Consider the following 20,655-nt stretch of genomic DNA (forward strand, 5'->3'; position numbering starts at 1 on the left):
ATCCATCCTTTGCATTAGAAAACGGGTACGGGATGCTCCCGTAACGCCGTCAGCAAGGCCGCGGCACTGGCGCCACGACAATCCACAACTGTTTTGGCCCCGGCGGCACGCGCCAGCTCGGCAACCCTGGGGCTCGGTACAAACAACGGCAACCGCGCCAACTGCGGCCAGGCATCGCCGGCCAGTTGATGCAGGTGCTCAAAACCTTGTCCACTGCTGACCACCAGCCCGTTCAGGCGTTCCGCCTGGATCCGTTGCGGCAGCAGTGTCGGCGGGTAAATCGGCAATCCCCGGCGGTACAGTTCCAGATACTCGACACTAGCACCAAGCTCACGCAAACGCTCAGCCAGCAACTCGCGCCCGCCCTCCCCGCGCAGGATCAGCACTCGTGCATCGGGTTGTGCGATAGCCTCGCGCAGTCGGGAAAGTTCGAGCAAGGCTTCACTGTCATCGCCTTCTGCCGGGAAGCTCACGTCCAGCCCGTGATCCCCGAGGATCTGCGCGGTCGCCGCGCCGACGCTGAACCACTTCACACCGGGCGGTGTTGGCCAATACCGCTCGAGCAGTTCGACGCCGATCCGGGCGGCCGGCTTGCTGACCACGATGACGGCGCAGAACTGATCCAGCGCCAGAATCACCTGGCGCATTGTGTCAGTGGCCTCAATGGGCATGATGTCCAAAAGCGGCAGACTGTTACTGAATATCCCCTGCTCGGCCAAAAAACCGCTCAGCGCCGCCGCTTCTTCGGCGGGACGCGTCAGCAGCAAGCGCCAGCCGATCACTCGTGACCAGCCTCGCCATAGACCGCTTTGAGGATGGCGTCGGCACCCTGGCTGAGCAGGTCTTCGGCGACTCGTACACCCAGTGCCTCGGCATCGCCGCGAGGGGCGCGGGCTTGTGCGCTGAGCAGCAGGCCACCGCCTGGATCGCCCACCAGCCCGCGCAACCAGACCTGCTCACCCTCCAGCACGGCGTAGCAGGCAATCGGCACCTGACAGCCGCCATTGAGGTGCTTGTTGAGGGCTCGTTCGGCGGTCACGCGGGTGGCGGTGTCCTGGTGATGCAGGGGTGTCAGCAACGCATGGATTTCACTGTCGGCGCTGCGGCATTCGATACCCACCGCGCCCTGGCCACCGGCCGGAAGGCTGTCGTCGACGCTGATGGCCGAGGTGATGCGGTCTTCGAATCCCAAGCGGATCAGGCCGGCAGCGGCGAGGATGATGGCGTCGTATTCGCCGGCATCGAGCTTGGCCAGGCGGGTGTTGACGTTGCCGCGCAGGAAGCGGATTTCCAGATCCGGGCGACGGGTCAGCAATTGAGCCTGGCGGCGCAGGCTGGAGGTACCGACGATGCTGCCCTGGGGCAACTCATCCAGGTTGGTGTAGGTGTTGGAAACGAAGGCATCGCGCGGGTCTTCCCGCTCGCAGATACAGAACAGACCGAGGCCTTCGGGGAAGTCCATCGGCACGTCTTTCATGGAGTGCACGGCGATGTCGGCTTCATTTTCCAGCAGCGCGGTTTCGAGTTCCTTGACGAACAGGCCCTTGCCGCCGATTTTCGACAGCGGAGAGTCAAGCAGCTTGTCACCACGGCTGACCATGGGGACGAGGGTCACCAGCAGGCCCGGATGAGCCGCTTCAAGACGGGCCTTGACGTATTCGGCCTGCCACAGGGCGAGAGCGCTTTTGCGGGTGGCGATGCGGATCTGGCGAGAGGACATGGATCAATCCGTACTGAATAGATATGACGGATAATAACAGCTCAGCCAAATCCACTTTGACTTGTATCAGATACTACTCGGCCTCCCTGGCCCCGGATGTCCGGCAATCGGGTGTGAAATTGGCCTGCGAACAGCTTTTTAAAGCTGTTGCATCATTTTGCGTACCCCAGCCACATGACGACGGCTGACGATCAGCGCATCACCGTTGAGGCCTTTGAGGAACAGCTGAAAATGCCCCAGGGGTGTGCGTTGCAATCGCTCGATACGCTCGCGGGCAACCAGTGCATTGCGATGGATACGCACGAAACGGTCACCGAATTCATCTTCGAGGGCCTTGAGCGGCTCATCGAGCAACACTTCGCCGCTTTCGTGGCGCAAGGTCACGTATTTGTGGTCCGCAATGAAATACACCACCTGATCCAGCGGAATCAGCTCGATCCCTTTACGGGTTCGGGCGCTGATATGGCTGCGCGGGCCGTTGCCGCTTTCGGCAGCAGGGCGGGTCAGGGCGGAGAGCTGGGCACGATTGGGGCGCTCGGCTCTCTTTAATGCGTCATGTAATTGTTCAGTTCTCACAGGTTTCACCAGATAGCCTACGGCGCTGGCCTGTAAGGCTTCCACGGCAAATTCATCGGGCCCGGCGCAGAACACCACGGCGGGGGGAGTTTCGCGTTCACACAACCGAGCAGCCACTTGCAGGCCATCCAGGCCAGGCATGCGGATATCGAGCAGCACAATATCCGGCTTGTGGCTGTCGATCAGTGCCAACGCCTCTTCGCCATTCGTGGCACTAGGCTCCAGGACACTGTACCCCTCGAGTTCGCCAACCATTCGGCTCAGGCGCTCGCGGGCCAAGGGTTCGTCATCAACGATCAGGACATTCATATTGCGCTGGATTCCTGCGTGAGTCTCGCACAAGGATAGCGTAGACAGGTGAAGTGACGTCCGTCACCGCGATCCACGCTAAGACTAGCGCGAGCGTCAAAAAGTGCCGCTGGTCCGGCGGCTAAATTTTCATCTGCCGGGCGATTGGCGGCCCAGGCCCGCGTTGGCGATGCATCGCCACAGGGTTTGCTGATACGCAATATGAACACCCCACTCTTCTTATAGTCAGCGGCTGCACCGAGAAATGCGCTGATCCTACTGTCCAACTGTAGACGGTTGCCGGGACGATATTGCTCAATTGAAAAATATCGTTCGGCAAAAATGCGCGGCTCTTGCCCCGGCCCGGACTTTCCCTCCCCCAAAAAAACGTATCGACCAGTGTCAGCGACAGGATTGGCAACCCTGTTATTATCCGCGCCAGCGTTCCACGCCTTCTTACTTCAAGCCGATACGAGCGAATTCATGAGCACTGACAAGACCAATCAGTCCTGGGGCGGCCGCTTCAGTGAACCCGTCGACGCCTTCGTCGCCCGCTTCACCGCCTCCGTCACCTTCGACCAGCGCCTGTATCGCCACGACATCATGGGCTCGATCGCCCACGCCACCATGCTGGCCAAGGTCGGCGTGCTGACCGATGCCGAGCGCGACAGCATCATCGATGGCCTGAACACCATCCAGGGCGAAATCGAGGCCGGTCAGTTCGACTGGCGCATCGACCTCGAAGACGTCCACATGAACATCGAGGCGCGCCTGACCGACCGCATCGGCGTGACCGGTAAAAAACTGCACACCGGCCGCAGCCGTAACGATCAGGTCGCCACCGACATCCGTCTGTGGCTGCGTGACGAGATCGACCTGATCCTGGCCGAAATCACCCGCCTGCAAAAAGGCCTGCTGGAGCAGGCCGAGCGCGAAGCCGCCAGCATCATGCCGGGGTTCACCCACCTGCAGACCGCACAACCGGTGACGTTCGGGCATCACATGCTGGCCTGGTTCGAAATGCTCAGCCGCGACTACGAACGCCTGGTCGACTGCCGCAAGCGCACCAACCGCATGCCACTGGGCAGCGCGGCACTGGCCGGCACCACCTACCCGATCGATCGCGAATACACCGCCCAACTCCTGGGTTTCGACGCGGTTGGCGGCAATTCGCTGGACAACGTCTCCGATCGTGATTTCGCCATCGAATTCTGCTCGGCGGCCAGTATCGCGATGATGCACCTGTCGCGTTTCTCCGAAGAGCTGGTGCTGTGGACCAGCGCGCAGTTCCAGTTCATCGATCTGCCCGACCGTTTCTGCACCGGCAGCTCGATCATGCCGCAAAAGAAAAACCCGGACGTGCCGGAGCTCGTGCGTGGCAAGACCGGTCGCGTGTTCGGTGCGCTGATGGGCCTGCTGACCCTGATGAAAGGCCAGCCTTTGGCCTACAACAAGGACAACCAGGAAGACAAGGAACCGCTGTTCGACGCCGCCGACACCCTGCGCGACTCGCTGCGGGCCTTTGCCGACATGGTCCCGGCGATCAAGCCCAAGCACGCGATGATGCGTGAAGCGGCCCTGCGCGGCTTCTCCACCGCCACCGACCTGGCCGACTACCTGGTGCGTCGCGGCCTGCCATTCCGTGACTGCCACGAAATCGTCGGCCATGCCGTGAAGTACGGCGTGGACAGCGGCAAGGATCTGGCGGAAATGAGCTTGGAAGAACTGCGCAAGTTCAGCGATCAGATCGACCAGGATGTGTTCGCCGTGCTGACCCTGGAAGGCTCGGTCAATGCCCGTAACCACATCGGCGGCACCGCGCCGGTGCAGGTGAAGGCTGCAGTGGCTCGCGGTCAGGCGCTCCTCGCCAGCCGCTAAAAGCTTCGCGGGCAAGCCCGCTCCCACAAGGATCCAGTACTTGCCAAAAATCCATGGCAAACAAAGAAACCTGTGGGAGCGGCGGTGCGGCGATCCGACTTGCCCGCGATGACTGACTTCAGAACGCCACAGAACTACTTTTTGGCAGCAATCATCGCCATGAACGCCGGCATCGCGGCCTCCCGGTCCGCCGCCACACGCTGCACATTCGGATTCCCCCCCAAAAACTCCAGCAGCGCCTTGGCCTTTGGCATCTCGGCCAACAGATCGATGCCAAACAACTTCTTGGCGACCCCACACGCCAGCGGCACGCTGAACAGGAAATACAGATCCGCCACGCTCAAGCTGTCGCCAGCCACGTAAGGGCTGAATTTGGCATGCCGGCCCAGCGCAGCCATCCCCAGCAACAATTCGGCTTTGGTTTTTTCCTTGATCGCATCCGGCAGGGTCATGCCGAAAAAGGCTTCGGGATAGCAGGCCCGGCCTGGCAATTCGATGTACAGCTCGATTTCCTTGGCCAGTGCCAGCACCTGCGCGCGCTCGAACGGGTCGCTCGGCAGCAGCGGCGTGCCTTTCTGGCTTTGCTCGATGTATTCGAGGATCACGCTGGTTTCATTGATGAAGCCCTGCTCTACCTGCAGCACCGGGACCTTTCCGCGAGGGCTGATGGCCAGTGCCTCGGGGCTGGTGCCAGCGTAAAACGGTACTTCTTCGAAGGGCAGGCCTTTTTCCAGCAGCGCCAGTTTGACCATGTTGTAGTAGTTACTGACGGAGAATCCATAAAGCTTGATCATCACAAAGCCTCCAGGCCATGCGGGGTGGGCAGTGCCTGTTTATAGAACGCTGCCGGGATTCTTGCCAGCAGCATCACGCCGCTGAATGCGGGTAAACTGGCCGCCTTTCCCTGAGGAGCCTGCCATGAGCGAGCCAACCGATATCGACAACGACGAAGAAGAGTTCGCCGAAACCACCCTGATCCAGGCCATCGAAAACCAGATCGAAAGCGACAACCCGCCGGCTGCCAAGGCGACGTTCAACAAGCTGACGCTGGTGGGTTACGAGCGGGAAGAAATCCTCAACCTGATGGCTCACGTTTTGGCGGTAGAAATCGACGCGATCCTCGAAGAAGACCGCGCGTTCAACACCGAATGGTACGAAGCTGCCCTGCGCGCCTTGCCCGAGTTGCCACCGGAAAAGCAGTAAGCCCACACCTCCCTGTAGGAGCGAGCCCGCTCGCGAAAAACCCGAGAGCGCCGCTGGGCATCTGGTTTTACGCGTCATCGTTGACGACCTTCGCGAGCAAGCTCGCTCCTACAGAGGAAAAAAACCCTGTCGCGAGCACTGGACATGCCGGACAAGCGGGTTCACCTTAGGGGCGCTGTCGTCCAATTCCTAGAAAGTCTGGAGTCCTTATGTCGCTTACCCCTGAGTTGGTTGCCGAACTGGAAGTCCTCGCACTCTTCAACCTGGACAGTTCCCAGGAAGGTCTGAAAATTCATCAGACCGCTGCCCCGAAACACGTTGCCGCCGCCAAACGCCTCTTTGAAAAAGAACTGACCGACCAGCCTGATGGCGGTTACCTGACCAGCCTGGGTCGTGACGCCGCGCAAAATGTGCAAGCCGTGCTGACCATTCTTAACGCCGAAGTAACAGCCTGAATTCTGCCGCATCGCCCACGGAGACCCCGATCCAGGGATTTCCGCGGGCACATCCCCCTGATTTCTGTCTGCAGCCGATAGAAATCTGACGCCAGAAAAACAAAATCAGCTTAAAAGTCCTCGCCTCAAGGCGCTAAACTGCCCCTCATCCGAAGAGCCCCACGTCCGAGCCCTGCGAGCCGGTTTGAGCTGACATGACGCGCATCCATGAAATCCGCCCCGATCTGGACGAGGGAATCGACCGCAAGGTTCTCAGCCAGCTGCGCGCACGTTTTCTGAAACTCAACGAAGGGCGCATGGCTCGCGCCATGGAAGGGTTGTCGACCCGCCAGCAAGGGGTCCTGACCTTGCTGCCGCTGTTTTTCCACGTTAACCATCCGCTGTTGCCCGGTTACGTTTCCGGCAGTACGCCGGCCGGGCTGTCGAATTTCGAGCCGGATGCCAATGTCCTCGCTGAAGCCCAGCGCCTGACCCGCTCGTTTTCCTACAAGCCGCGCCACGGCAGCAACCCGCCGAGGCCGATTCACGGATTGTTCCTGATGGGCAGCCTCGGCACCTTGGCCCAGGCCGACCAGAGCGACATGGATGTGTGGGTCTGCCATGGGCCGGACCGGACCGAAAACGAACTCGCCGAGCTGCGCAAGAAATGCCAGTTGCTGGAAGCCTGGGCCGCCAGCCAGGGCGCCGAAGCGCATTTTTTCCTGATCGACCCGAGCCGTTTCGTCCGCGGTGAGCGCGATACCCAGCTGAGCTCGGAAGATTGCGGCACCACCCAGCACTACCTGTTGCTGGACGAGTTTTACCGCACCGCGATCTGGCTCGCCGGACGCACACCGATCTGGTGGCTGGTGCCGGTCTACGAAGAGTCGAGCTACGACCGCTACACCCATGCCTTGATCTCCAAACGCTTCATACGTGCCGATGAAACCCTCGACCTCGGCAACCTGGCCTACATCCCGCCCGGCGAATTTATCGGTGCCGGGCTCTGGCAGTTGTTCAAGGGCATCGAGTCGCCCTACAAGTCGGTACTCAAGCTGCTGCTGACGGAGGTTTACGCCAGTGAACACCCCAGGGTCCATTGCCTGAGCCTGCGCTTCAAGCAAGCGGTGTTCGCCAACCGCCTCGACCTCGACGAACTGGATCCGTATGTCGTGGTGTATCGGCGCATCGAGGAATACCTGATCGCCCGCAACGAACCGGAACGGCTGGAACTGGTGCGACGCGCGTTGTACCTGAAGGTCAATCGCAAACTCACCGGCAACAGCCGCACCCAGAGCTGGCAGCGCTCCTTGCTTGAACGCCTGGCCCATGAATGGCACTGGGACCAGCGTCAACTGACCCTGCTCGACAGCCGCAGCCAGTGGAAAGTCCGCCAGGTCGGCTCCGAGCGGCGGGCACTGGTCAACGAGCTGAACTACAGCTACCGCTTCCTCACGCAGTTTGCCCGTCACGAACAAACGGTCAGCCGCATCAACAAGCGCGACCTGAGTGTCCTCGGCCGTCGCCTGTACGCCGCTTTCGAGCGCAAGGCCGGTAAAGTCGAATTCATCAATCCCGGCATCGCCCCGGACCTGGCTGAAGACACCCTGACGCTGGTGTACGCACCGAACAGGAAAGAGCCGGGGCAAAGCCAGTGGGGCTTGTACAACGGCAGCCTGACGGCACTGGAGTGGGAGCATTTCGCGCCGATCAAACGCAGCCGTCACTTGCTCGAACTGCTGACCTGGTGCCACCGCAATGGCGTGATCGACAGCAGTACCCGCCTGGCCTTGCACCCCGGCACCAGCGACTTGAGCGAATTCGAACTGTTCAACCTGCTCGGCAGCCTGCAACAGACCATCGCCCTGCCCTTGCCCACCGTCGCCGAGGAACCTCTGTTGCGCGCCAGTGTGCCGAGTGAAGTGCTGATCCTGGTGAATGTCGGCATCGATCCGCTCAAGCACCATCGCGACCTGAACATCCTCATGACCACCGAGCGCACCGACTCCCTGAGTTACGCGGGTGTCCGGGAAAATCTGGTGCTGACTCTGGACCAGGTCACGCTCAATAGCTGGAACGAAGTGCTGGTTGGCCGTTACGACGGTCCCCACGCCCTGCTCGACTGCATCCGCGACTACCTCAATAACCTGCCGGCCGGGCCGCAACAGCCGAAGCTGCGGGTGCGTTGCTTCTGCCATAACCGCGCGCAGTTCATTGCCCAACGGGTCGAGGAAATCCTCGATACCGCGCAGAACCTGCTGCTGAGCCGGCTCAATCATCGCTACCTGATCCAGGTCCAGCAGCACTACCACGTGCTGGAGTTGGTGTCGGGCCAGGTCCAGCACATCGCGCTGGCCACTCTGTCGGCACTGATCGATTACCTGGGCGAAGAAATGGCGAGCTACAGCCCGTTGCACCTCGATCCGAAGGCACTGGAAGACCACGACCTCGCACTGTTCCTGCCAACGGGCCAACCGGACTGCATTCAAGTGTTCTATAGGGTCAACGAAGATCAGGCTGATCTGTACGTGCTCGATGAGTTCAACGCCCTGTGGCAGCAACGCCTGCCCTGGCACGATGAGCAAAGCCTGCTGGTGCCGCTGCAGCGTTTCCTGCAATCGATCCAGTACCGTCGCGATGCCTTGTTGCCGATGGACGCAGCCCACCCGCTGAACCTCGACACCCTGTACTGCCAGTTGCTGCCGTCAGGCCCTGGCCGCGCACGCCGCATCGAAGCCCGGCCAGTGCCGCAGACGCCAGTGAACAAGCCGCTCTACGACGTGCAGGCGATCGTCGGCAAAGCCGCACCGGGTCAGGTGCAGGTGACGCTGTATTGCAATCAACGGGAATTTTCCGAGCTGGAACATGGCGACCAGTTGTTCCGCGTGGTCGCCCGGGAAATCGTCGGGCAGCGCCGGGAAACCGAACGCTACCGCTGCTACATCACCGACCTCGACCTGTCAGGCCTGCTCGGTGAAGGTCAGAGTTCCACCCATCTGTACCTGCGCTACAAAGCCGACCTGGAGCACGCATTGAACGAGGCGCTCGATCAGGTCTGAGGGGGAGTCACTCCGGGAACGCGCCGCCATTGGCCGGCTGCGATTCGACTTCCAGCAGTGTCAGCTTCAGGGTCTTGCCGCCCGGAGCCGGCCAATCGATGTGCTGGCCAACCTTCAGGCCGAGCAGCGCACTGCCCACCGGCGCCAGGATCGAGACCTTGCCTTCGTCGGCATTCGCATCCTTGGGGTACACCAGGGTCAGGTGGTAGTCCTTGCCACTGCCTTCTTCGCGGCAATGCACTCGGGAATTCATGGTCACGACATCCGCCGGCACTTCATCGTGGCCGACCACGGTATCGGCGCGATCCAGTTCGGTTTGCAGCGCAATAACGCCCGGCAGCGTGTCGTCCAGGCTGTCGATCAGACGCTCCAGACGCTGGACGTCCAGACGGGTAAGGGTGATGGAAGGTGAGGTCATGATCTGGGCAGACTCCTTTCTTCTGCACGAAAAAAGCAAAACCCCGCCAGAAAAAGGCGGGGTTTTCACAAGCCTCGATGGGTTGAGGCGTTTCTGGACACTATCACAGCTCAAAAAATATACAAGTCATGGCCAAACCGACGCTATGGACTTGTAGAGAACTCCTGTGGCGAGGGGGCTTGCCCCCGTTCGGCTGCGCAGTAGCCGTAAAAACTTGGGCCCGCTACGCGACCCAACGGGGGCAAGCCCCCTCGCCACAATGACTCACTAGGCTGAAGCTTTGCGGTGGGCAGCCTGCTCGCAAATGACGCGCCGACGCTGATCATCGGCCGAACGCCACTCACGAATATCTTCGACATGACGGAAGCAGCCCAGACACACTTTTTGGTCGTTCAGCCGGCACACACCGCTGCAGGGCGACGGTACCGCCGGGCTGACATTGCTGTAGAGCGGTTTGGGCGCACGGACAGGCGCAGGCTGGGTCACGATCTCACAGGCCTTCGAAATCGAGTTCGACACCGGCCTGCTGCTGGACGATACGCTCAAGCATTTCACCCAACTGCTCTTCGCTCTTGTCGCACATCCAGCGCTCGCTTTCTTCGTCGTAGTCGAAGTGGAAACCACCGGACACCGCCGCCAGCCACAGCTGGCGCAGCGGCTCCTGGCGACTGAAGATCAACTGGCTGGCGTTCTCGAACTTGACCGTCAGCACGCCGGCCGAGCTTTCGAGGTCGATATCCAGGTCGCTTTCGTCAAAGATGTCCTCCAGGGTTTGCTGGGTGGCATCGACCAGGTCATGGAAACGCGCTTCGGACAAACTCATTACGGCAACCTCAAAAAGTGTCTGATCAGGCTCAAGCGCCGCAAGATACGACCGAGCTCCGTCGATTGCAAAGGATAACGACCTGTGGGAGCGGGCTTGCTCGCGAATACGGACTGACATTCAACATTGATGTCGACTGACACGACGCCTTCGCGAGCAAGCCCGCTCCCACAAGGATTGCATGATACCGACCGGCATCGGGCCGAGCCCCGCCGGACGGGCGGTCCGTTGCATAGGCAAGCTGCCGGGTGGCCGGTATACTCCGGCGCAATTAATGCATTTTCAAGGATTTCGCCATGAAGCGCCTGATCTCTTCCCTTGCTGCGCTCCTCGCGGTTGCCTGCCTTGTGTCGGCCTGCGGTCAAAAAGGCCCGCTGTACCTGCCCGATGAAGACCAGGACCCTGTGGAGCAAGCCAAGTCGTCGCAGCAGCAGCCTGCCTCCAAAGCACACAAGCACGACGTCTACCAATAATAAGGGAACCTCATGGACGCTTTTAACTACCGTGACGGTGAACTGTTCGCGGAAGGTGTTGCCCTGTCTGCCATCGCCGAGCGCTTTGGTACACCCACCTACGTTTACTCGCGCGCGCACATCGAAGCCCAATACCTGGCTTACGCCGATGCGCTGGTCGGCACACCGCACCTGGTGTGCTACGCGGTCAAGGCCAACTCCAACCTGGGCGTCCTGAATGTCCTGGCGCGTCTTGGCGCCGGTTTCGACATCGTCTCCCGTGGCGAGCTGGAACGCGTACTGGCCGCTGGCGGCAGCGCCGACAAGATTGTGTTCTCCGGCGTCGGCAAGACCCGTGACGACATGCGTCGCGCCCTGGAAGTCGGCGTGCACTGCTTCAACGTCGAATCCACCGACGAGCTGGAACGCCTGCAGGTGGTCGCCGCCGAACTGGGCGTTCGCGCGCCGATTTCGCTGCGCGTGAACCCGGACGTCGATGCCGGCACCCACCCGTACATTTCCACCGGTCTCAAAGAGAACAAGTTCGGCATCGCCATCGCCGACGCCGAAGACGTGTACGTGCGTGCCGCGCAGCTGCCGAACCTGGAAGTGGTCGGCGTCGATTGCCACATCGGCTCGCAACTGACCACCCTGCCGCCTTTCATCGATGCTCTCGACCGCCTGCTGGGCCTGGTCGATCGCCTTGGCGATTGCGGCATCTACCTGCGCCACATCGATCTCGGTGGTGGCCTGGGCGTACGATACAAGGACGAGGAGCCACCACTGGCTGCCGACTACATCAAGGCCGTGCGCGAGCGTCTCGACGGTCGTGACCTCGCGCTGGTGTTCGAGCCGGGCCGCTTCATCGTCGCCAACGCTGGCGTGCTGCTGACTCAGGTCGAATACCTCAAGCACACCGAACACAAAGACTTCGCCATCGTCGACGCCGCCATGAACGACCTGATCCGCCCGGCGCTGTATCAGGCCTGGATGGACGTCACTGCCGTGAGCCCGCGCACCTCCGCTGCCCGCGCCTACGACATCGTCGGCCCGATCTGCGAGACCGGCGACTTCCTGGCCAAGGATCGTCAGCTGGCGCTGGAGGAAGGCGACCTGCTGGCCGTGCATTCGGCCGGTGCCTACGGGTTTGTCATGAGTTCCAACTACAACACCCGCGGCCGTGCCGCAGAAGTGTTGGTGGACGGTGATCAGGCATTTGAAGTGCGTCGCCGTGAAACGGTAGCCGAGTTGTATGCTGGCGAAAGCCTGCTGCCGGAGTAAAACCATGCTGCTGCGTTTTACCAAGATGCACGGCCTGGGCAATGATTTCATGGTCCTCGACCTGGTCAGCCAGCACGCGCACATTCTGCCCAAGCATGCCAAGCAATGGGGCGACCGGCACACCGGCATCGGTTTCGACCAGTTGCTGATCGTTGAAGCGCCGAGCAACCCGGACGTGGATTTCCGCTATCGGATCTTCAACTCCGACGGCTCCGAAGTGGAACAGTGCGGCAATGGTGCGCGCTGCTTCGCCCGTTTCGTGCTCGACAAGCGCCTGACCGCAAAGCGGCTGATTCGCGTCGAGACCAAAAGCGGCGTCATCGAGCTCGACGTGCGTAACGACGGCCAGATCAGCGTCAACATGGGCGCCCCGCGCCTGGTGCCGGCGGATATTCCGTTCCAGGCACCGGAGCAGGCCAAGAGTTATCAGGTCGACGTCGACGGCACCCCGGTCGATCTGGCCGCCGTGTCCATGGGCAACCCCCATGCCGTGCTGCGGGTCAGCGATATCAACAACGCGCCGGTGCATGAACTGGGCCCGAAAATCGAACATCACCCGCGCTTCCCGGCACGGGTCAATGTCGGTTTTCTCCAGGTCATCGACCGGAGCCGCGCGCAATTGCGCGTCTGGGAGCGTGGAGCCGGGGAAACCCAGGCTTGCGGAACCGGCGCCTGTGCCGCCGCAGTGGCCGCGATCAGCCAGGGGTGGATGGATTCGCCGCTATTGATCGACCTGCCTGGCGGGCGCTTGTCCATCGAATGGGCAGGCCCTGGCCAACCGGTGATGATGACCGGCCCGGCAGTGCGCGTATATGAAGGACAAGTGCGTCTTTGAGTGAGCGAAATCCATGACCGACAAGCCTCAGGTACCCGCACGACAAGCTGACGAATCACCGTCCGAAAGCCTCGAGGCGGCGGCTGTAGCCGCGTACCTGGAGGCTCATCCGGACTTCTTCGTCGAGCACGAAGAACTGCTCCCGTCCCTGCGTATCCCCCATCGGCGCGGCGATACCGTGTCGCTGGTCGAGCGTCAGATGACCATCCTGCGCGACCGCAACATTGAACTGCGTCATCGCCTGTCGCATTTGATGGACGTGGCCCGGGACAACGACCGCCTGTTCGAAAAGACCCGTCGCCTGATCCTGGCATTGATGGATGCTGCCAGCCTGGAAGACGTGGTGATGTGCGTCGAAGACAGCCTGCGCCAGGAGTTCCAGGTGCCCTTCGTCAGCCTCATCCTGCTCGGCGACAACGCCATGCCGGTGGGCCGCTGGGTCACCCACGCCGAAGCTCAAGTGGCCATCGGCGGTTTGCTCTCGGAAGACAAAAGCGTCAGCGGCAGCCTGCGCGAGCATGAACTGGACTTCCTGTTCGGCGAAGAACAACGCAAGCAGATCGGCTCCACCGCGGTTGTCGCCATCAGCCACCAGGGTATCCACGGCATCCTGGCCATAGCCAGCCGTGATCCGCAGCACTACAAAAGCTCGGTGGGCACCTTGTTCCTGAGCTACATCGCTGAAGTCATGGGTCGCGTGCTGCCACGGGTCAACAATTCCCTGCGCTCGGTACGCTGAACATGGAACGACAACTGGACGCTTACTGCGAACACCTGCGCAGTGAGCGGCAGGTGTCGCCGCACACACTGTCGGCCTACCGCCGCGACCTCGATAAAGTGCTGGGCTGGTGCGTCAAACAGAATATCGGCAGCTGGACGGCGCTGGACATCCAGCGCCTGCGTAGCCTGGTTGCCCGTCTGCACGCCCAAGGCCAATCGTCCCGCAGCCTGGCGCGATTACTGTCAGCCGTTCGCGGGCTCTATCACTACCTGAACCGCGAAGGCCTGTGCGACCACGATCCGGCCAATGGCCTTGTGCCGCCCAAAGGCGAACGCCGCCTGCCGAAAACCCTCGACACCGACCGCGCCCTGCAACTGTTGGAAGGTGGGGTCGAGGATGACTTTCTGGCACGTCGGGACCAAGCGATTCTCGAGCTGTTCTATTCCTCCGGCTTGCGGCTTTCGGAGCTGACGGGGCTTAATCTCGATCAGCTCGATCTGGCTGACGGCATGGTCCAGGTGCTCGGCAAAGGCAGCAAGACCCGCCTGCTGCCGGTAGGAAAAAAGGCCCGCGAAGCGCTGGAGCAGTGGCTGCCATTGCGAGCCATGGCCAACCCGACGGACGATGCGGTATTTGTCAGCCAGCAAGGCCGCCGCCTCGGCCCCCGGGCGATCCAGGTGCGGGTCAAGGCTGCCGGCGAGCGCGAACTGGGGCAGAACCTGCACCCGCACATGCTGCGGCACTCCTTCGCCAGCCATTTGCTGGAATCGTCCCAGGACCTGCGCGCGGTGCAGGAACTGCTCGGACACTCGGACATCAAGACCACACAGATCTACACCCACCTGGACTTCCAGCATCTGGCAGCGGTCTACGACAGCGCCCACCCACGGGCCAAACGCATGAAAGGCGACGATTCATGAGTATTCAGTTGATCACCTTCGACCTCGACGACACCCTGTGGGACACCGCCCCCGTCATCGTCAGCGCCGAAGCCGTTTTGCGTGAATGGCTGACCGAGCACGCGCCCAACCTGGGGGCAGTGCCGGTGGAACATTTGTGGGCCATTCGTGAGCGCGTATTGAGCAACGAGCCTGGCCTCAAGCACCGCATCAGCGCGCTGCGTCGGCGTGTGCTGTTCCACGCACTGGAAGAGTCCGGTTATGGGCATGACAAGGCGTCGGATCTGGCGGACAAGAGTTTTGAAGTGTTTCTGCACGCTCGCCATCAGATCGATGTGTTTCCGGAGGTTGAACCGACCCTGGAAATCCTCGCCAATCATTACGCCCTCGGCGTGGTCACCAACGGCAACGCCGATGTGCGTCGGCTGGGGCTGGCGGACTACTTCAAGTTTGCGTTGTGCGCCGAAGACATCGGCATCGCCAAACCCGATGCGCGACTGTTTCACGAGGCCTTGCAGCGCGGCGGCGCGACCGCCGAAACGGCGGTGCATATCGGCGATCATCCAGGTGATGACATTGCCGGGGCGCAGCAAGCGGGATTGCGCGCAATCTGGTTCAACCCGGCGGGCAAGGCCTGGGAGGCTGAACATTTGCCAGATGCCGAGATTCGCAGCCTGACCGAGTTGCCTGCATTGCTGGCGCGGTGGAACAAGGCCTCGGCCTGACACAAAACCTGTGGGAGCGAGCTTGCTCGCGATGAGGGCTTAACATTCAAAATAAATGTTGCCTGACACTCCGCCATCGCGAGCAAGCTCGCTCCCACAGGGATCACCACAGGTTTCATGTTTTTTGTTTCAGGCATGAAAAAGCCCGCAGCGACGGCGGGCTTTTTCAGCAAGCGGGTAGCAGGCTCAGATAGGCCGGCTGCCGTACTTGTTGTCAGGCTTCTTGGGAGGATCTGCGACCACATTGGCCTCCACTTCCTGCACCTTGCCACCACGAGCCAGGAACTCTTCCATGGCCTTGGCCAGGGCATCGCGTTCCTTGTTCTTGGCTTCGACACTCGGCAGCTCATCGACCGATACCGCTGCCTTGGCCTTGCCTTTGGCGGTCGGAACCGGCGCATCACCACCGTCGTCTTCAGCGACGTCTTCCGCCGCTGCTTCCAGACCTTCTTCGGTTTCGTCGTCGTCGCCTACTTCGAGGTCGTCGTTTTCCAGATCATCGTCGCTCATGTTCTACCTCATGACTTGCGAAAAGCAGATTAGTTATAGCCCAGCTTTGCCCTCTGTCGAAGGCTGCCGGAAAAAAATCAACAGCCGCTGCTGACCAGCGGTTATGCCCCTTCACCGTGCACGGTGGCGAGGACTTTACGGGCACCGCCATGATCACGGTGCTCGCCCAGATAAACGCCTTGCCAGGTCCCCAACGCCAACCGGCCTGCCGCAATCGGCAAACTGAGCTGACAGCCAAGCACGCTGGCCTTGAAGTGCGCCGGGAGGTCGTCCAGGCCTTCGTCGTTATGCTCATAGCCGTCTGTTCCTTGTGGGATCAGACGATTGAAAAATCGTTCGAAGTCGCGACGTACCGCCGGATCGGCGTTCTCGTTGATAGTCAACGACGCCGAGGTATGCTGCAGCCACAAGTGCAACAGACCGACCCGACACGCCTTGAGTTCAGGCAGGCCGGCGAGTAACTCGTCCGTTACCAGATGAAAGCCCCGGGGCCTCGCCCGCAAGGTAATCAGAGTCTGTTGCCACATACAGTTCTCCGCACGTTCGGGGCGCATTCTAGCGCGCTCTGTGAAAAAACAAAGGCCCTAATATTCCTTCAATCCTGTAAGCCTTTGGCTGCACAAAAACACCCGACGTAAACATCATAAAACCTGTAGGAAAAAACCTTTCAGCTCGGCCTTCAACGACAAATTCCAGACAAAAAAATGCCCGGCAAGCCGGGCAGTTTTTTACGCGCTTGCTTACAAGTTGTAGCCGCGTTCGTTGTGAAGCGCCAGATCGATGCCGACCGCTTCTTCTTCTTCGTTGATACGCAGGCCCATGACCGCATCCAGCACCTTGAGGATGATGTATGTAGCGATCGCGGTGTAGATCACCGTGAAGCCCACGCCTTTGCACTGAATCCACACTTGTGCGGCGATGTCGGTCACGGTGCCGAAGCCACCCAGGGACGGAGCAGCGAACACACCGGTCAGGATTGCGCCGAGGATACCGCCGATACCGTGCACGCCGAAGGCGTCCAGGGAATCGTCATAGCCGAGCTTGCGCTTGAGGGTGGTGGCGCAGAAGAAGCACACCACGCCAGCCGCCAGACCGATTACCAACGCGCCCATCGGGCCAACGGTGCCGGCAGCCGGGGTGATTGCCACCAGACCGGCAACCACGCCCGAAGCGATGCCCAGTGCGCTAGGCTTGCCGTGGGTGAGCCACTCGGCAAACATCCAGCCCAGTGCAGCAGCAGCGGTAGCGATTTGCGTCACCAGCATCGCCATGCCGGCGGTGCCGTTGGCCGCAGCGGCGGAACCGGCGTTGAAACCGAACCAGCCAACCCACAGCATGGCCGCGCCCATCAGGGTGTAACCGAGGTTGTGCGGCGCCATCGGCGTGGTCGGGAAACCCTTGCGCTTGCCCAGCACCAGGCAAGCAACCAGGCCTGCTACACCGGCGTTGATGTGCACCACGGTGCCGCCGGCGAAGTCCAGAACGCCCCAGTCCCACATCAGGCCACCGTTGCCGGACCAGACCATGTGCGCAATCGGCGCATACACCAGGGTGAACCAGATACCCATGAAAATCAGCATCGCGGAGAACTTCATCCGCTCGGCGAACGCACCGACGATCAGCGCCGGGGTGATGATCGCGAAAGTCATCTGGAAGGTGATGAACACCGCCTCGGGGAACAGCGCTGCCGGGCCGGTGAGGCTCGCTGGCGTGACACCCGCAAGGAACGCCTTGCCCATGCCGCCGAAGAACGAGTTGAAGTTGACGACGCCCTGCTCCATGCCCGTGGTGTCGAACGCGATGCTGTAGCCATAAATGACCCACAGGACGCTGATCAGACCGGTAATGGCGAAGCACTGCATCATCACGGAAAGAATGTTTTTCGACCGAACCATGCCGCCGTAGAACAGCGCGAGGCCGGGAATGGTCATGAACAGCACGAGAGCTGTCGAGGTCAACATCCAGGCGGTGTCGCCGGAGTTGAGGACTGGGGCCGCCACTTCGTCTGCCGCCAGAGCAAGGCTGGGCATTACGATGGACAACAGGGCTCCTAGCCCTGCGAATTTACGCAGAGTCATATTGTTTTCTCCTGGGGCGTTGGGTTTGTGGCGGCTTAGATCGCGTCGGTATCGGTTTCGCCGGTACGGATGCGAATCGCCTGTTCCAGATTGACCACGAAGATCTTGCCGTCACCGATCTTGCCGGTGTTGGCAGCCTTGGTGATGGCCTCGATTACCCGGTCCAGATCCTTATCGTCGATGGCGACGTCGATCTTCACCTTGGGTAGGAAATCGACCACGTATTCCGCACCGCGATACAGCTCGGTGTGACCCTTCTGCCGACCAAAGCCTTTGACTTCAGTGACGGTAATGCCCTGCACGCCGATCTCGGACAGCGACTCGCGTACGTCGTCCAGCTTGAACGGCTTGATGATGGCAGTGACTAGCTTCATGAAAACTCTCTCCCGAATTTGGTGGACTTGCCCCAGGAAAACAAACCCGTCTCAAGTCTAAGCGCAGTGCCTGGCTTTGTAACGCATCGTCGGCCTTACCTGCCCGTTCGACGCCAGCTAACCGCTCCTCACGAAACACTCCCCCGCGTTCCGTTTGGCGCACTGCATTCGTCACAGCGACTGCATCAGTGCATGGGTCACCAGCATCTAAGCAGAAAGCTTGCCATCTCCACAAAACCGACTGTTTTCAAGCCATTACAGGTGGATGGTGGATACTTCGCGACAAGACCCCGCACGTTACGCACAACAACGGTGCAACGCCGCCTGTCCCAATGCGCGAAAAGCGTGCATCCCTTGCCCGCGCAAATGACTATAGACACTGCGTGATACACTGCCCGTCATTGTTTCCAGGACATTGCCCATGCTCGCGCCAAAAGACTTCCTCGACGCCCTCACCGGCACCGCCTCCCGCCTTTTCAGCGGTGACACGCCACTGCCGAAAGCTGAAATCGAAAGCCAGTTCAAAATGTTGCTGCAGAGCGGCTTCAGCAAACTGGACTTGGTGAGTCGCGAAGAATTCGACAGTCAGATGGTCGTGCTGGCGCGCACACGGGCCCGCCTCGAAAGCCTCGAAGCGAAAGTCGCCGAGCTGGAAGCGAAACTGAACCCACCAGCCGAATAACACCGCAAATGCTCACTGTGGAACCCAATCCACTGTGGGAGCGAGCCTGCTCGCGAAATGGTCGCCACGACCTTCAGACTCACCTGTAGGAATTGCCGCAACCTGCGCTCTTCAAGCCCGCAAGAATCCCGGCAACTTCCTACAAAGATCTCACTCCCCTTCCGATTGCGCAGCAAAGCTCCGGTTCCTAAGCTCACTCCCAACTGATTAGCCAGCAATGGGTTTAGCGGCTCGAACAGCACCCGACGCACCGTGACCACGTTCGAACCAGAGATTTATTCCTTTCTCGAATTACGGCCGTGCATGGAAGACCTTCGGGCCTGCCAGTATTTCCGCAGGCTTCGGTTCGCCAATTCGCTCGAAAAAGTTTAAGCCCATGTTACATGGCTTAGATAATAGTTTGTGATGAGCACAACTTTTTAAATGGAATACTGTTAGCAACACCACAAGGAGCAACACCCATGAAAACATCCAAGTCTTTAATTGCCGCTTTCGCATTGACTGCATTTCACATAAGTTCAGCGGTCGCTGGGCCGTCTGTTACAGTCACATTCAAGAACCTTGGAACACAGCCTGCTACGTACACCCCCATAACAAACAACGAAGCTATAACGAAAGCAAACGCATCACCTACTCCACAAGCGTCCGTGATTGCAAATGGCTCAGATACGTACGTCATACAAAGCCAGATATCACCTGATTACAATCATGCTAATTTGCGATATCAAATTGGCAACAAGACATGTATTTATTTAGCTACATTTGTGACTACTCCTGGCTTTGGTGCGAGTAAAATTCCAAAATGGAATAATACGGCCACGCCTAGTGGTGGGGCCGCCTGCACTATCAAGGTAACTAAAGCAAATCCGTCCACCTATGCCTGGTCAATAGTAATCACCATGAAATAAAGCATGTAGCGCCTTAATCGGCTTATAAGATCTTGCCAAAACATCAACATTTATTAGGCAACATATTATATTTTATGTCATCGAACAGGGAGTGGCAAAAAATGGTTAACTCACTAAACAATTTTGCAGCTAACAGCGGCCAAGCGCTGGCTGAAACAAAAAAATTGACAGCGACTCCCGGCAAAAACCCAGGCGTCAACCAAAGCACACCCCAAGTCCCATTTGGCAACGCACGAGATAGCAGTACCGTTTCCACGCTAGCGAGCCAATTGAGCGAAGCCTCAGTACGCGCACAGGCCCGGGATGCACGCCTAACTAGAACGGAACTGAGTTCGATGGCTAATAACACATTCAACGAATTGGAGGGCACTAATTATACTACCAACAAATCAAAATACGACTCTGAAGTTCCCGACACAGATAGTGCCACATTACTAGCGCGCGCCAAAAGTGCGACACAGTATACAAACGGACTCGGCAAAAATCCGTTTTCGGGGATGCCCATGGATCAGCTGGCTTTAATTACTTACGATGATAGCGGCACCTTTACCGTGAATGAAAGGCGGGCAGCACTGGAAGAGTCAGCCAAACAAGAATTTGCATGGCGACAGAAAGTGGTGGCCGAAGCAGAGTTTGAATATAACAGCACTGGAAAACTCACAAACTTCTCCCAAAGTGTCCTTGACCATTACAAGGGCTTGCCCCGGTGCTGCAAGCACAGTATCCAAACAACTATGAAGCCAAACTTAAGCACTGGATAGATTTAGACTTCAACTACTTTACGAATGTCG

At 59.7% G+C, this 20,655-nt stretch carries 24 protein-coding genes and 1 pseudogene; 13 read left to right on the forward strand and 12 right to left on the reverse strand.

The window, feature by feature from the left end:
- Nucleotides 1-14: 14 nt before the first annotated feature.
- The 4 genes and pseudogenes from KGB20_RS08705 to KGB20_RS29240 all read right to left on the reverse strand — a co-directional run.
- A complete protein-coding gene (locus KGB20_RS08705; RefSeq protein WP_057712790.1) occupies nucleotides 15-782 on the reverse strand; it encodes a uroporphyrinogen-III synthase in 768 nt (255 codons plus the stop codon).
- A complete protein-coding gene (gene hemC / locus KGB20_RS08710; RefSeq protein ID WP_090452109.1) occupies nucleotides 779-1,720 on the reverse strand; it encodes a hydroxymethylbilane synthase in 942 nt (313 codons plus the stop codon). The genes KGB20_RS08705 and hemC overlap by 4 nt, the downstream gene beginning before the upstream one ends.
- Nucleotides 1,721-1,858: 138 nt before the next feature.
- Nucleotides 1,859-2,605 carry a LytR/AlgR family response regulator transcription factor gene (locus tag KGB20_RS08715; RefSeq protein WP_057712788.1) on the reverse strand — a complete coding sequence of 249 codons (747 nt, stop codon included), beginning with the start codon at nucleotides 2,603-2,605 and terminating at the stop codon, nucleotides 1,859-1,861.
- A pseudogene (locus KGB20_RS29240) lies at nucleotides 2,602-2,724 on the reverse strand (sensor histidine kinase); the annotation flags it as partial. The pseudogene KGB20_RS29240 and the gene KGB20_RS08715, both read right to left, overlap by 4 nt.
- 343 nt (nucleotides 2,725-3,067) lie before the next feature.
- Here KGB20_RS29240 and argH point away from each other — a divergent pair.
- Entirely contained in the window at nucleotides 3,068-4,462 is a 1,395-nt protein-coding gene (argH, locus tag KGB20_RS08720) for an argininosuccinate lyase (RefSeq protein WP_154909827.1), read from the forward strand.
- A 134-nt stretch (nucleotides 4,463-4,596) separates the two neighbouring features.
- Here argH and KGB20_RS08725 read toward each other — a convergent pair whose 3' ends face one another.
- Nucleotides 4,597-5,256, reverse strand: a complete 660-nt coding sequence (locus KGB20_RS08725; RefSeq protein WP_057712787.1) for a glutathione S-transferase family protein — start codon at nucleotides 5,254-5,256, stop codon at nucleotides 4,597-4,599.
- Nucleotides 5,257-5,380: 124 nt separating this feature from the next.
- On the opposite strand from KGB20_RS08725, the gene KGB20_RS08730 reads away from it, so the two are divergent.
- The 3 genes from KGB20_RS08730 to KGB20_RS08740 all read left to right on the forward strand — a co-directional run bounded on the left by KGB20_RS08730 (nucleotide 5,381) and on the right by KGB20_RS08740 (nucleotide 9,158).
- Entirely contained in the window at nucleotides 5,381-5,665 is a 285-nt protein-coding gene (locus KGB20_RS08730) for a hypothetical protein (RefSeq protein ID WP_057712786.1), read from the forward strand.
- Between the two features lie 209 nt (nucleotides 5,666-5,874).
- Nucleotides 5,875-6,120, forward strand: coding sequence for a TIGR02647 family protein (locus KGB20_RS08735; RefSeq protein WP_150814548.1), 246 nt, complete (start codon nucleotides 5,875-5,877; stop codon nucleotides 6,118-6,120).
- A 194-nt stretch (nucleotides 6,121-6,314) separates the two neighbouring features.
- On the forward strand, nucleotides 6,315-9,158 hold the full coding sequence (locus KGB20_RS08740) for a class I adenylate cyclase (RefSeq protein ID WP_154909823.1): 2,844 nt from the start codon (nucleotides 6,315-6,317) through the stop codon (nucleotides 9,156-9,158).
- Nucleotides 9,159-9,165: 7 nt separating this feature from the next.
- On the opposite strand, the gene rnk is transcribed toward KGB20_RS08740, so the two are convergent.
- The 3 genes from rnk to cyaY form a co-directional block, all read right to left on the reverse strand.
- Nucleotides 9,166-9,576 carry a nucleoside diphosphate kinase regulator gene (gene rnk, locus KGB20_RS08745; protein WP_057712783.1) on the reverse strand — a complete coding sequence of 137 codons (411 nt, stop codon included), beginning with the start codon at nucleotides 9,574-9,576 and terminating at the stop codon, nucleotides 9,166-9,168.
- A gap of 267 nt (nucleotides 9,577-9,843) precedes the next feature.
- Nucleotides 9,844-10,062: a DUF1289 domain-containing protein gene (locus KGB20_RS08750; RefSeq protein ID WP_154909822.1), complete on the reverse strand. Its 219-nt coding sequence runs from the start codon at nucleotides 10,060-10,062 to the stop codon at nucleotides 9,844-9,846.
- 4 nt (nucleotides 10,063-10,066) lie between these two features.
- On the reverse strand, nucleotides 10,067-10,399 hold the full coding sequence (gene cyaY, locus KGB20_RS08755) for an iron donor protein CyaY (protein ID WP_090452113.1): 333 nt from the start codon (nucleotides 10,397-10,399) through the stop codon (nucleotides 10,067-10,069).
- A gap of 296 nt (nucleotides 10,400-10,695) precedes the next feature.
- On the opposite strand from cyaY, the gene lptM reads away from it, so the two are divergent.
- From lptM to KGB20_RS08785, 6 genes are read left to right on the forward strand one after another with little or no spacing between them, the layout of a single operon-like run.
- Complete coding sequence (gene lptM, locus KGB20_RS08760; protein ID WP_007980804.1) at nucleotides 10,696-10,872, forward strand: LPS translocon maturation chaperone LptM; 177 nt, start codon at nucleotides 10,696-10,698, stop codon at nucleotides 10,870-10,872.
- 12 nt (nucleotides 10,873-10,884) lie between these two features.
- On the forward strand, nucleotides 10,885-12,132 hold the full coding sequence (gene lysA, locus KGB20_RS08765; protein WP_057712781.1) for a diaminopimelate decarboxylase: 1,248 nt from the start codon (nucleotides 10,885-10,887) through the stop codon (nucleotides 12,130-12,132).
- A 4-nt stretch (nucleotides 12,133-12,136) separates the two neighbouring features.
- Nucleotides 12,137-12,967 carry a diaminopimelate epimerase gene (dapF, locus tag KGB20_RS08770; protein ID WP_046039004.1) on the forward strand — a complete coding sequence of 277 codons (831 nt, stop codon included), beginning with the start codon at nucleotides 12,137-12,139 and terminating at the stop codon, nucleotides 12,965-12,967.
- Between the two features lie 13 nt (nucleotides 12,968-12,980).
- Nucleotides 12,981-13,706, forward strand: a complete 726-nt coding sequence (locus tag KGB20_RS08775; RefSeq protein ID WP_015097340.1) for a DUF484 family protein — start codon at nucleotides 12,981-12,983, stop codon at nucleotides 13,704-13,706.
- 2 nt (nucleotides 13,707-13,708) lie between these two features.
- Nucleotides 13,709-14,608, forward strand: coding sequence for a tyrosine recombinase XerC (gene xerC / locus KGB20_RS08780; protein ID WP_057712779.1), 900 nt, complete (start codon nucleotides 13,709-13,711; stop codon nucleotides 14,606-14,608).
- Nucleotides 14,605-15,312: an HAD family hydrolase gene (locus KGB20_RS08785; RefSeq protein ID WP_154860907.1), complete on the forward strand. Its 708-nt coding sequence runs from the start codon at nucleotides 14,605-14,607 to the stop codon at nucleotides 15,310-15,312. Before xerC ends, KGB20_RS08785 begins: the two co-directional genes overlap by 4 nt.
- Before the next feature lie 186 nt (nucleotides 15,313-15,498).
- On the opposite strand, the gene sutA is transcribed toward KGB20_RS08785, so the two are convergent.
- The 4 genes from sutA to glnK form a co-directional block, all read right to left on the reverse strand.
- The gene (gene sutA, locus KGB20_RS08790; protein ID WP_007980816.1) at nucleotides 15,499-15,822 is read right to left on the reverse strand and encodes a transcriptional regulator SutA; all 324 of its coding nucleotides are present in this window, start codon (nucleotides 15,820-15,822) and stop codon (nucleotides 15,499-15,501) included.
- A 101-nt stretch (nucleotides 15,823-15,923) separates the two neighbouring features.
- The gene (locus KGB20_RS08795; protein WP_057712777.1) at nucleotides 15,924-16,349 is read right to left on the reverse strand and encodes a secondary thiamine-phosphate synthase enzyme YjbQ; all 426 of its coding nucleotides are present in this window, start codon (nucleotides 16,347-16,349) and stop codon (nucleotides 15,924-15,926) included.
- A gap of 213 nt (nucleotides 16,350-16,562) precedes the next feature.
- Nucleotides 16,563-17,900, reverse strand: coding sequence for an ammonium transporter (locus KGB20_RS08800; protein WP_057712776.1), 1,338 nt, complete (start codon nucleotides 17,898-17,900; stop codon nucleotides 16,563-16,565).
- A gap of 35 nt (nucleotides 17,901-17,935) precedes the next feature.
- Nucleotides 17,936-18,274 carry a P-II family nitrogen regulator gene (gene glnK / locus KGB20_RS08805; protein ID WP_002555808.1) on the reverse strand — a complete coding sequence of 113 codons (339 nt, stop codon included), beginning with the start codon at nucleotides 18,272-18,274 and terminating at the stop codon, nucleotides 17,936-17,938.
- A gap of 421 nt (nucleotides 18,275-18,695) precedes the next feature.
- Between glnK and KGB20_RS08810 the strand changes: the two genes are divergently transcribed.
- The 3 genes from KGB20_RS08810 to KGB20_RS08820 all read left to right on the forward strand — a co-directional run bounded on the left by KGB20_RS08810 (nucleotide 18,696) and on the right by KGB20_RS08820 (nucleotide 20,625).
- Nucleotides 18,696-18,956: an accessory factor UbiK family protein gene (locus tag KGB20_RS08810; RefSeq protein WP_008015521.1), complete on the forward strand. Its 261-nt coding sequence runs from the start codon at nucleotides 18,696-18,698 to the stop codon at nucleotides 18,954-18,956.
- A gap of 461 nt (nucleotides 18,957-19,417) precedes the next feature.
- Nucleotides 19,418-19,864: a hypothetical protein gene (locus KGB20_RS08815; RefSeq protein ID WP_154860905.1), complete on the forward strand. Its 447-nt coding sequence runs from the start codon at nucleotides 19,418-19,420 to the stop codon at nucleotides 19,862-19,864.
- 101 nt (nucleotides 19,865-19,965) lie between these two features.
- Entirely contained in the window at nucleotides 19,966-20,625 is a 660-nt protein-coding gene (locus KGB20_RS08820; RefSeq protein ID WP_223473482.1) for a hypothetical protein, read from the forward strand.
- Nucleotides 20,626-20,655: the final 30 nt, after the last annotated feature.

Source organism: Pseudomonas sp. BF-R-30 (genome assembly GCF_019956175.1).
GTDB lineage: Bacteria > Pseudomonadota > Gammaproteobacteria > Pseudomonadales > Pseudomonadaceae > Aquipseudomonas > Aquipseudomonas jessenii.

What these genes read in the sequence shown, in the direction of transcription:
- hemC (WP_090452109.1), bottom strand. Translation starts at nt 1,720, where the DNA reads ATGTCCTCTCGCCAGATCCGCATCGCCACCCGCAAAAGCGCTCTCGCC.
- KGB20_RS08715 (WP_057712788.1), bottom strand. Translation starts at nt 2,605, where the DNA reads ATGAATGTCCTGATCGTTGATGACGAACCCTTGGCCCGCGAGCGCCTG.
- argH (WP_154909827.1), top strand. Translation starts at nt 3,068, where the DNA reads ATGAGCACTGACAAGACCAATCAGTCCTGGGGCGGCCGCTTCAGTGAA.
- KGB20_RS08725 (WP_057712787.1), bottom strand. Translation starts at nt 5,256, where the DNA reads ATGATCAAGCTTTATGGATTCTCCGTCAGTAACTACTACAACATGGTC.
- KGB20_RS08730 (WP_057712786.1), top strand. Translation starts at nt 5,381, where the DNA reads ATGAGCGAGCCAACCGATATCGACAACGACGAAGAAGAGTTCGCCGAA.
- KGB20_RS08735 (WP_150814548.1), top strand. Translation starts at nt 5,875, where the DNA reads ATGTCGCTTACCCCTGAGTTGGTTGCCGAACTGGAAGTCCTCGCACTC.
- KGB20_RS08740 (WP_154909823.1), top strand. Translation starts at nt 6,315, where the DNA reads ATGACGCGCATCCATGAAATCCGCCCCGATCTGGACGAGGGAATCGAC.
- rnk (WP_057712783.1), bottom strand. Translation starts at nt 9,576, where the DNA reads ATGACCTCACCTTCCATCACCCTTACCCGTCTGGACGTCCAGCGTCTG.
- cyaY (WP_090452113.1), bottom strand. Translation starts at nt 10,399, where the DNA reads ATGAGTTTGTCCGAAGCGCGTTTCCATGACCTGGTCGATGCCACCCAG.
- lptM (WP_007980804.1), top strand. Translation starts at nt 10,696, where the DNA reads ATGAAGCGCCTGATCTCTTCCCTTGCTGCGCTCCTCGCGGTTGCCTGC.
- lysA (WP_057712781.1), top strand. Translation starts at nt 10,885, where the DNA reads ATGGACGCTTTTAACTACCGTGACGGTGAACTGTTCGCGGAAGGTGTT.
- dapF (WP_046039004.1), top strand. Translation starts at nt 12,137, where the DNA reads ATGCTGCTGCGTTTTACCAAGATGCACGGCCTGGGCAATGATTTCATG.
- KGB20_RS08775 (WP_015097340.1), top strand. Translation starts at nt 12,981, where the DNA reads ATGACCGACAAGCCTCAGGTACCCGCACGACAAGCTGACGAATCACCG.
- xerC (WP_057712779.1), top strand. Translation starts at nt 13,709, where the DNA reads ATGGAACGACAACTGGACGCTTACTGCGAACACCTGCGCAGTGAGCGG.
- KGB20_RS08785 (WP_154860907.1), top strand. Translation starts at nt 14,605, where the DNA reads ATGAGTATTCAGTTGATCACCTTCGACCTCGACGACACCCTGTGGGAC.
- sutA (WP_007980816.1), bottom strand. Translation starts at nt 15,822, where the DNA reads ATGAGCGACGATGATCTGGAAAACGACGACCTCGAAGTAGGCGACGAC.
- KGB20_RS08795 (WP_057712777.1), bottom strand. Translation starts at nt 16,349, where the DNA reads ATGTGGCAACAGACTCTGATTACCTTGCGGGCGAGGCCCCGGGGCTTT.
- KGB20_RS08800 (WP_057712776.1), bottom strand. Translation starts at nt 17,900, where the DNA reads ATGACTCTGCGTAAATTCGCAGGGCTAGGAGCCCTGTTGTCCATCGTA.
- glnK (WP_002555808.1), bottom strand. Translation starts at nt 18,274, where the DNA reads ATGAAGCTAGTCACTGCCATCATCAAGCCGTTCAAGCTGGACGACGTA.
- KGB20_RS08810 (WP_008015521.1), top strand. Translation starts at nt 18,696, where the DNA reads ATGCTCGCGCCAAAAGACTTCCTCGACGCCCTCACCGGCACCGCCTCC.
- KGB20_RS08815 (WP_154860905.1), top strand. Translation starts at nt 19,418, where the DNA reads ATGAAAACATCCAAGTCTTTAATTGCCGCTTTCGCATTGACTGCATTT.
- KGB20_RS08820 (WP_223473482.1), top strand. Translation starts at nt 19,966, where the DNA reads ATGGTTAACTCACTAAACAATTTTGCAGCTAACAGCGGCCAAGCGCTG.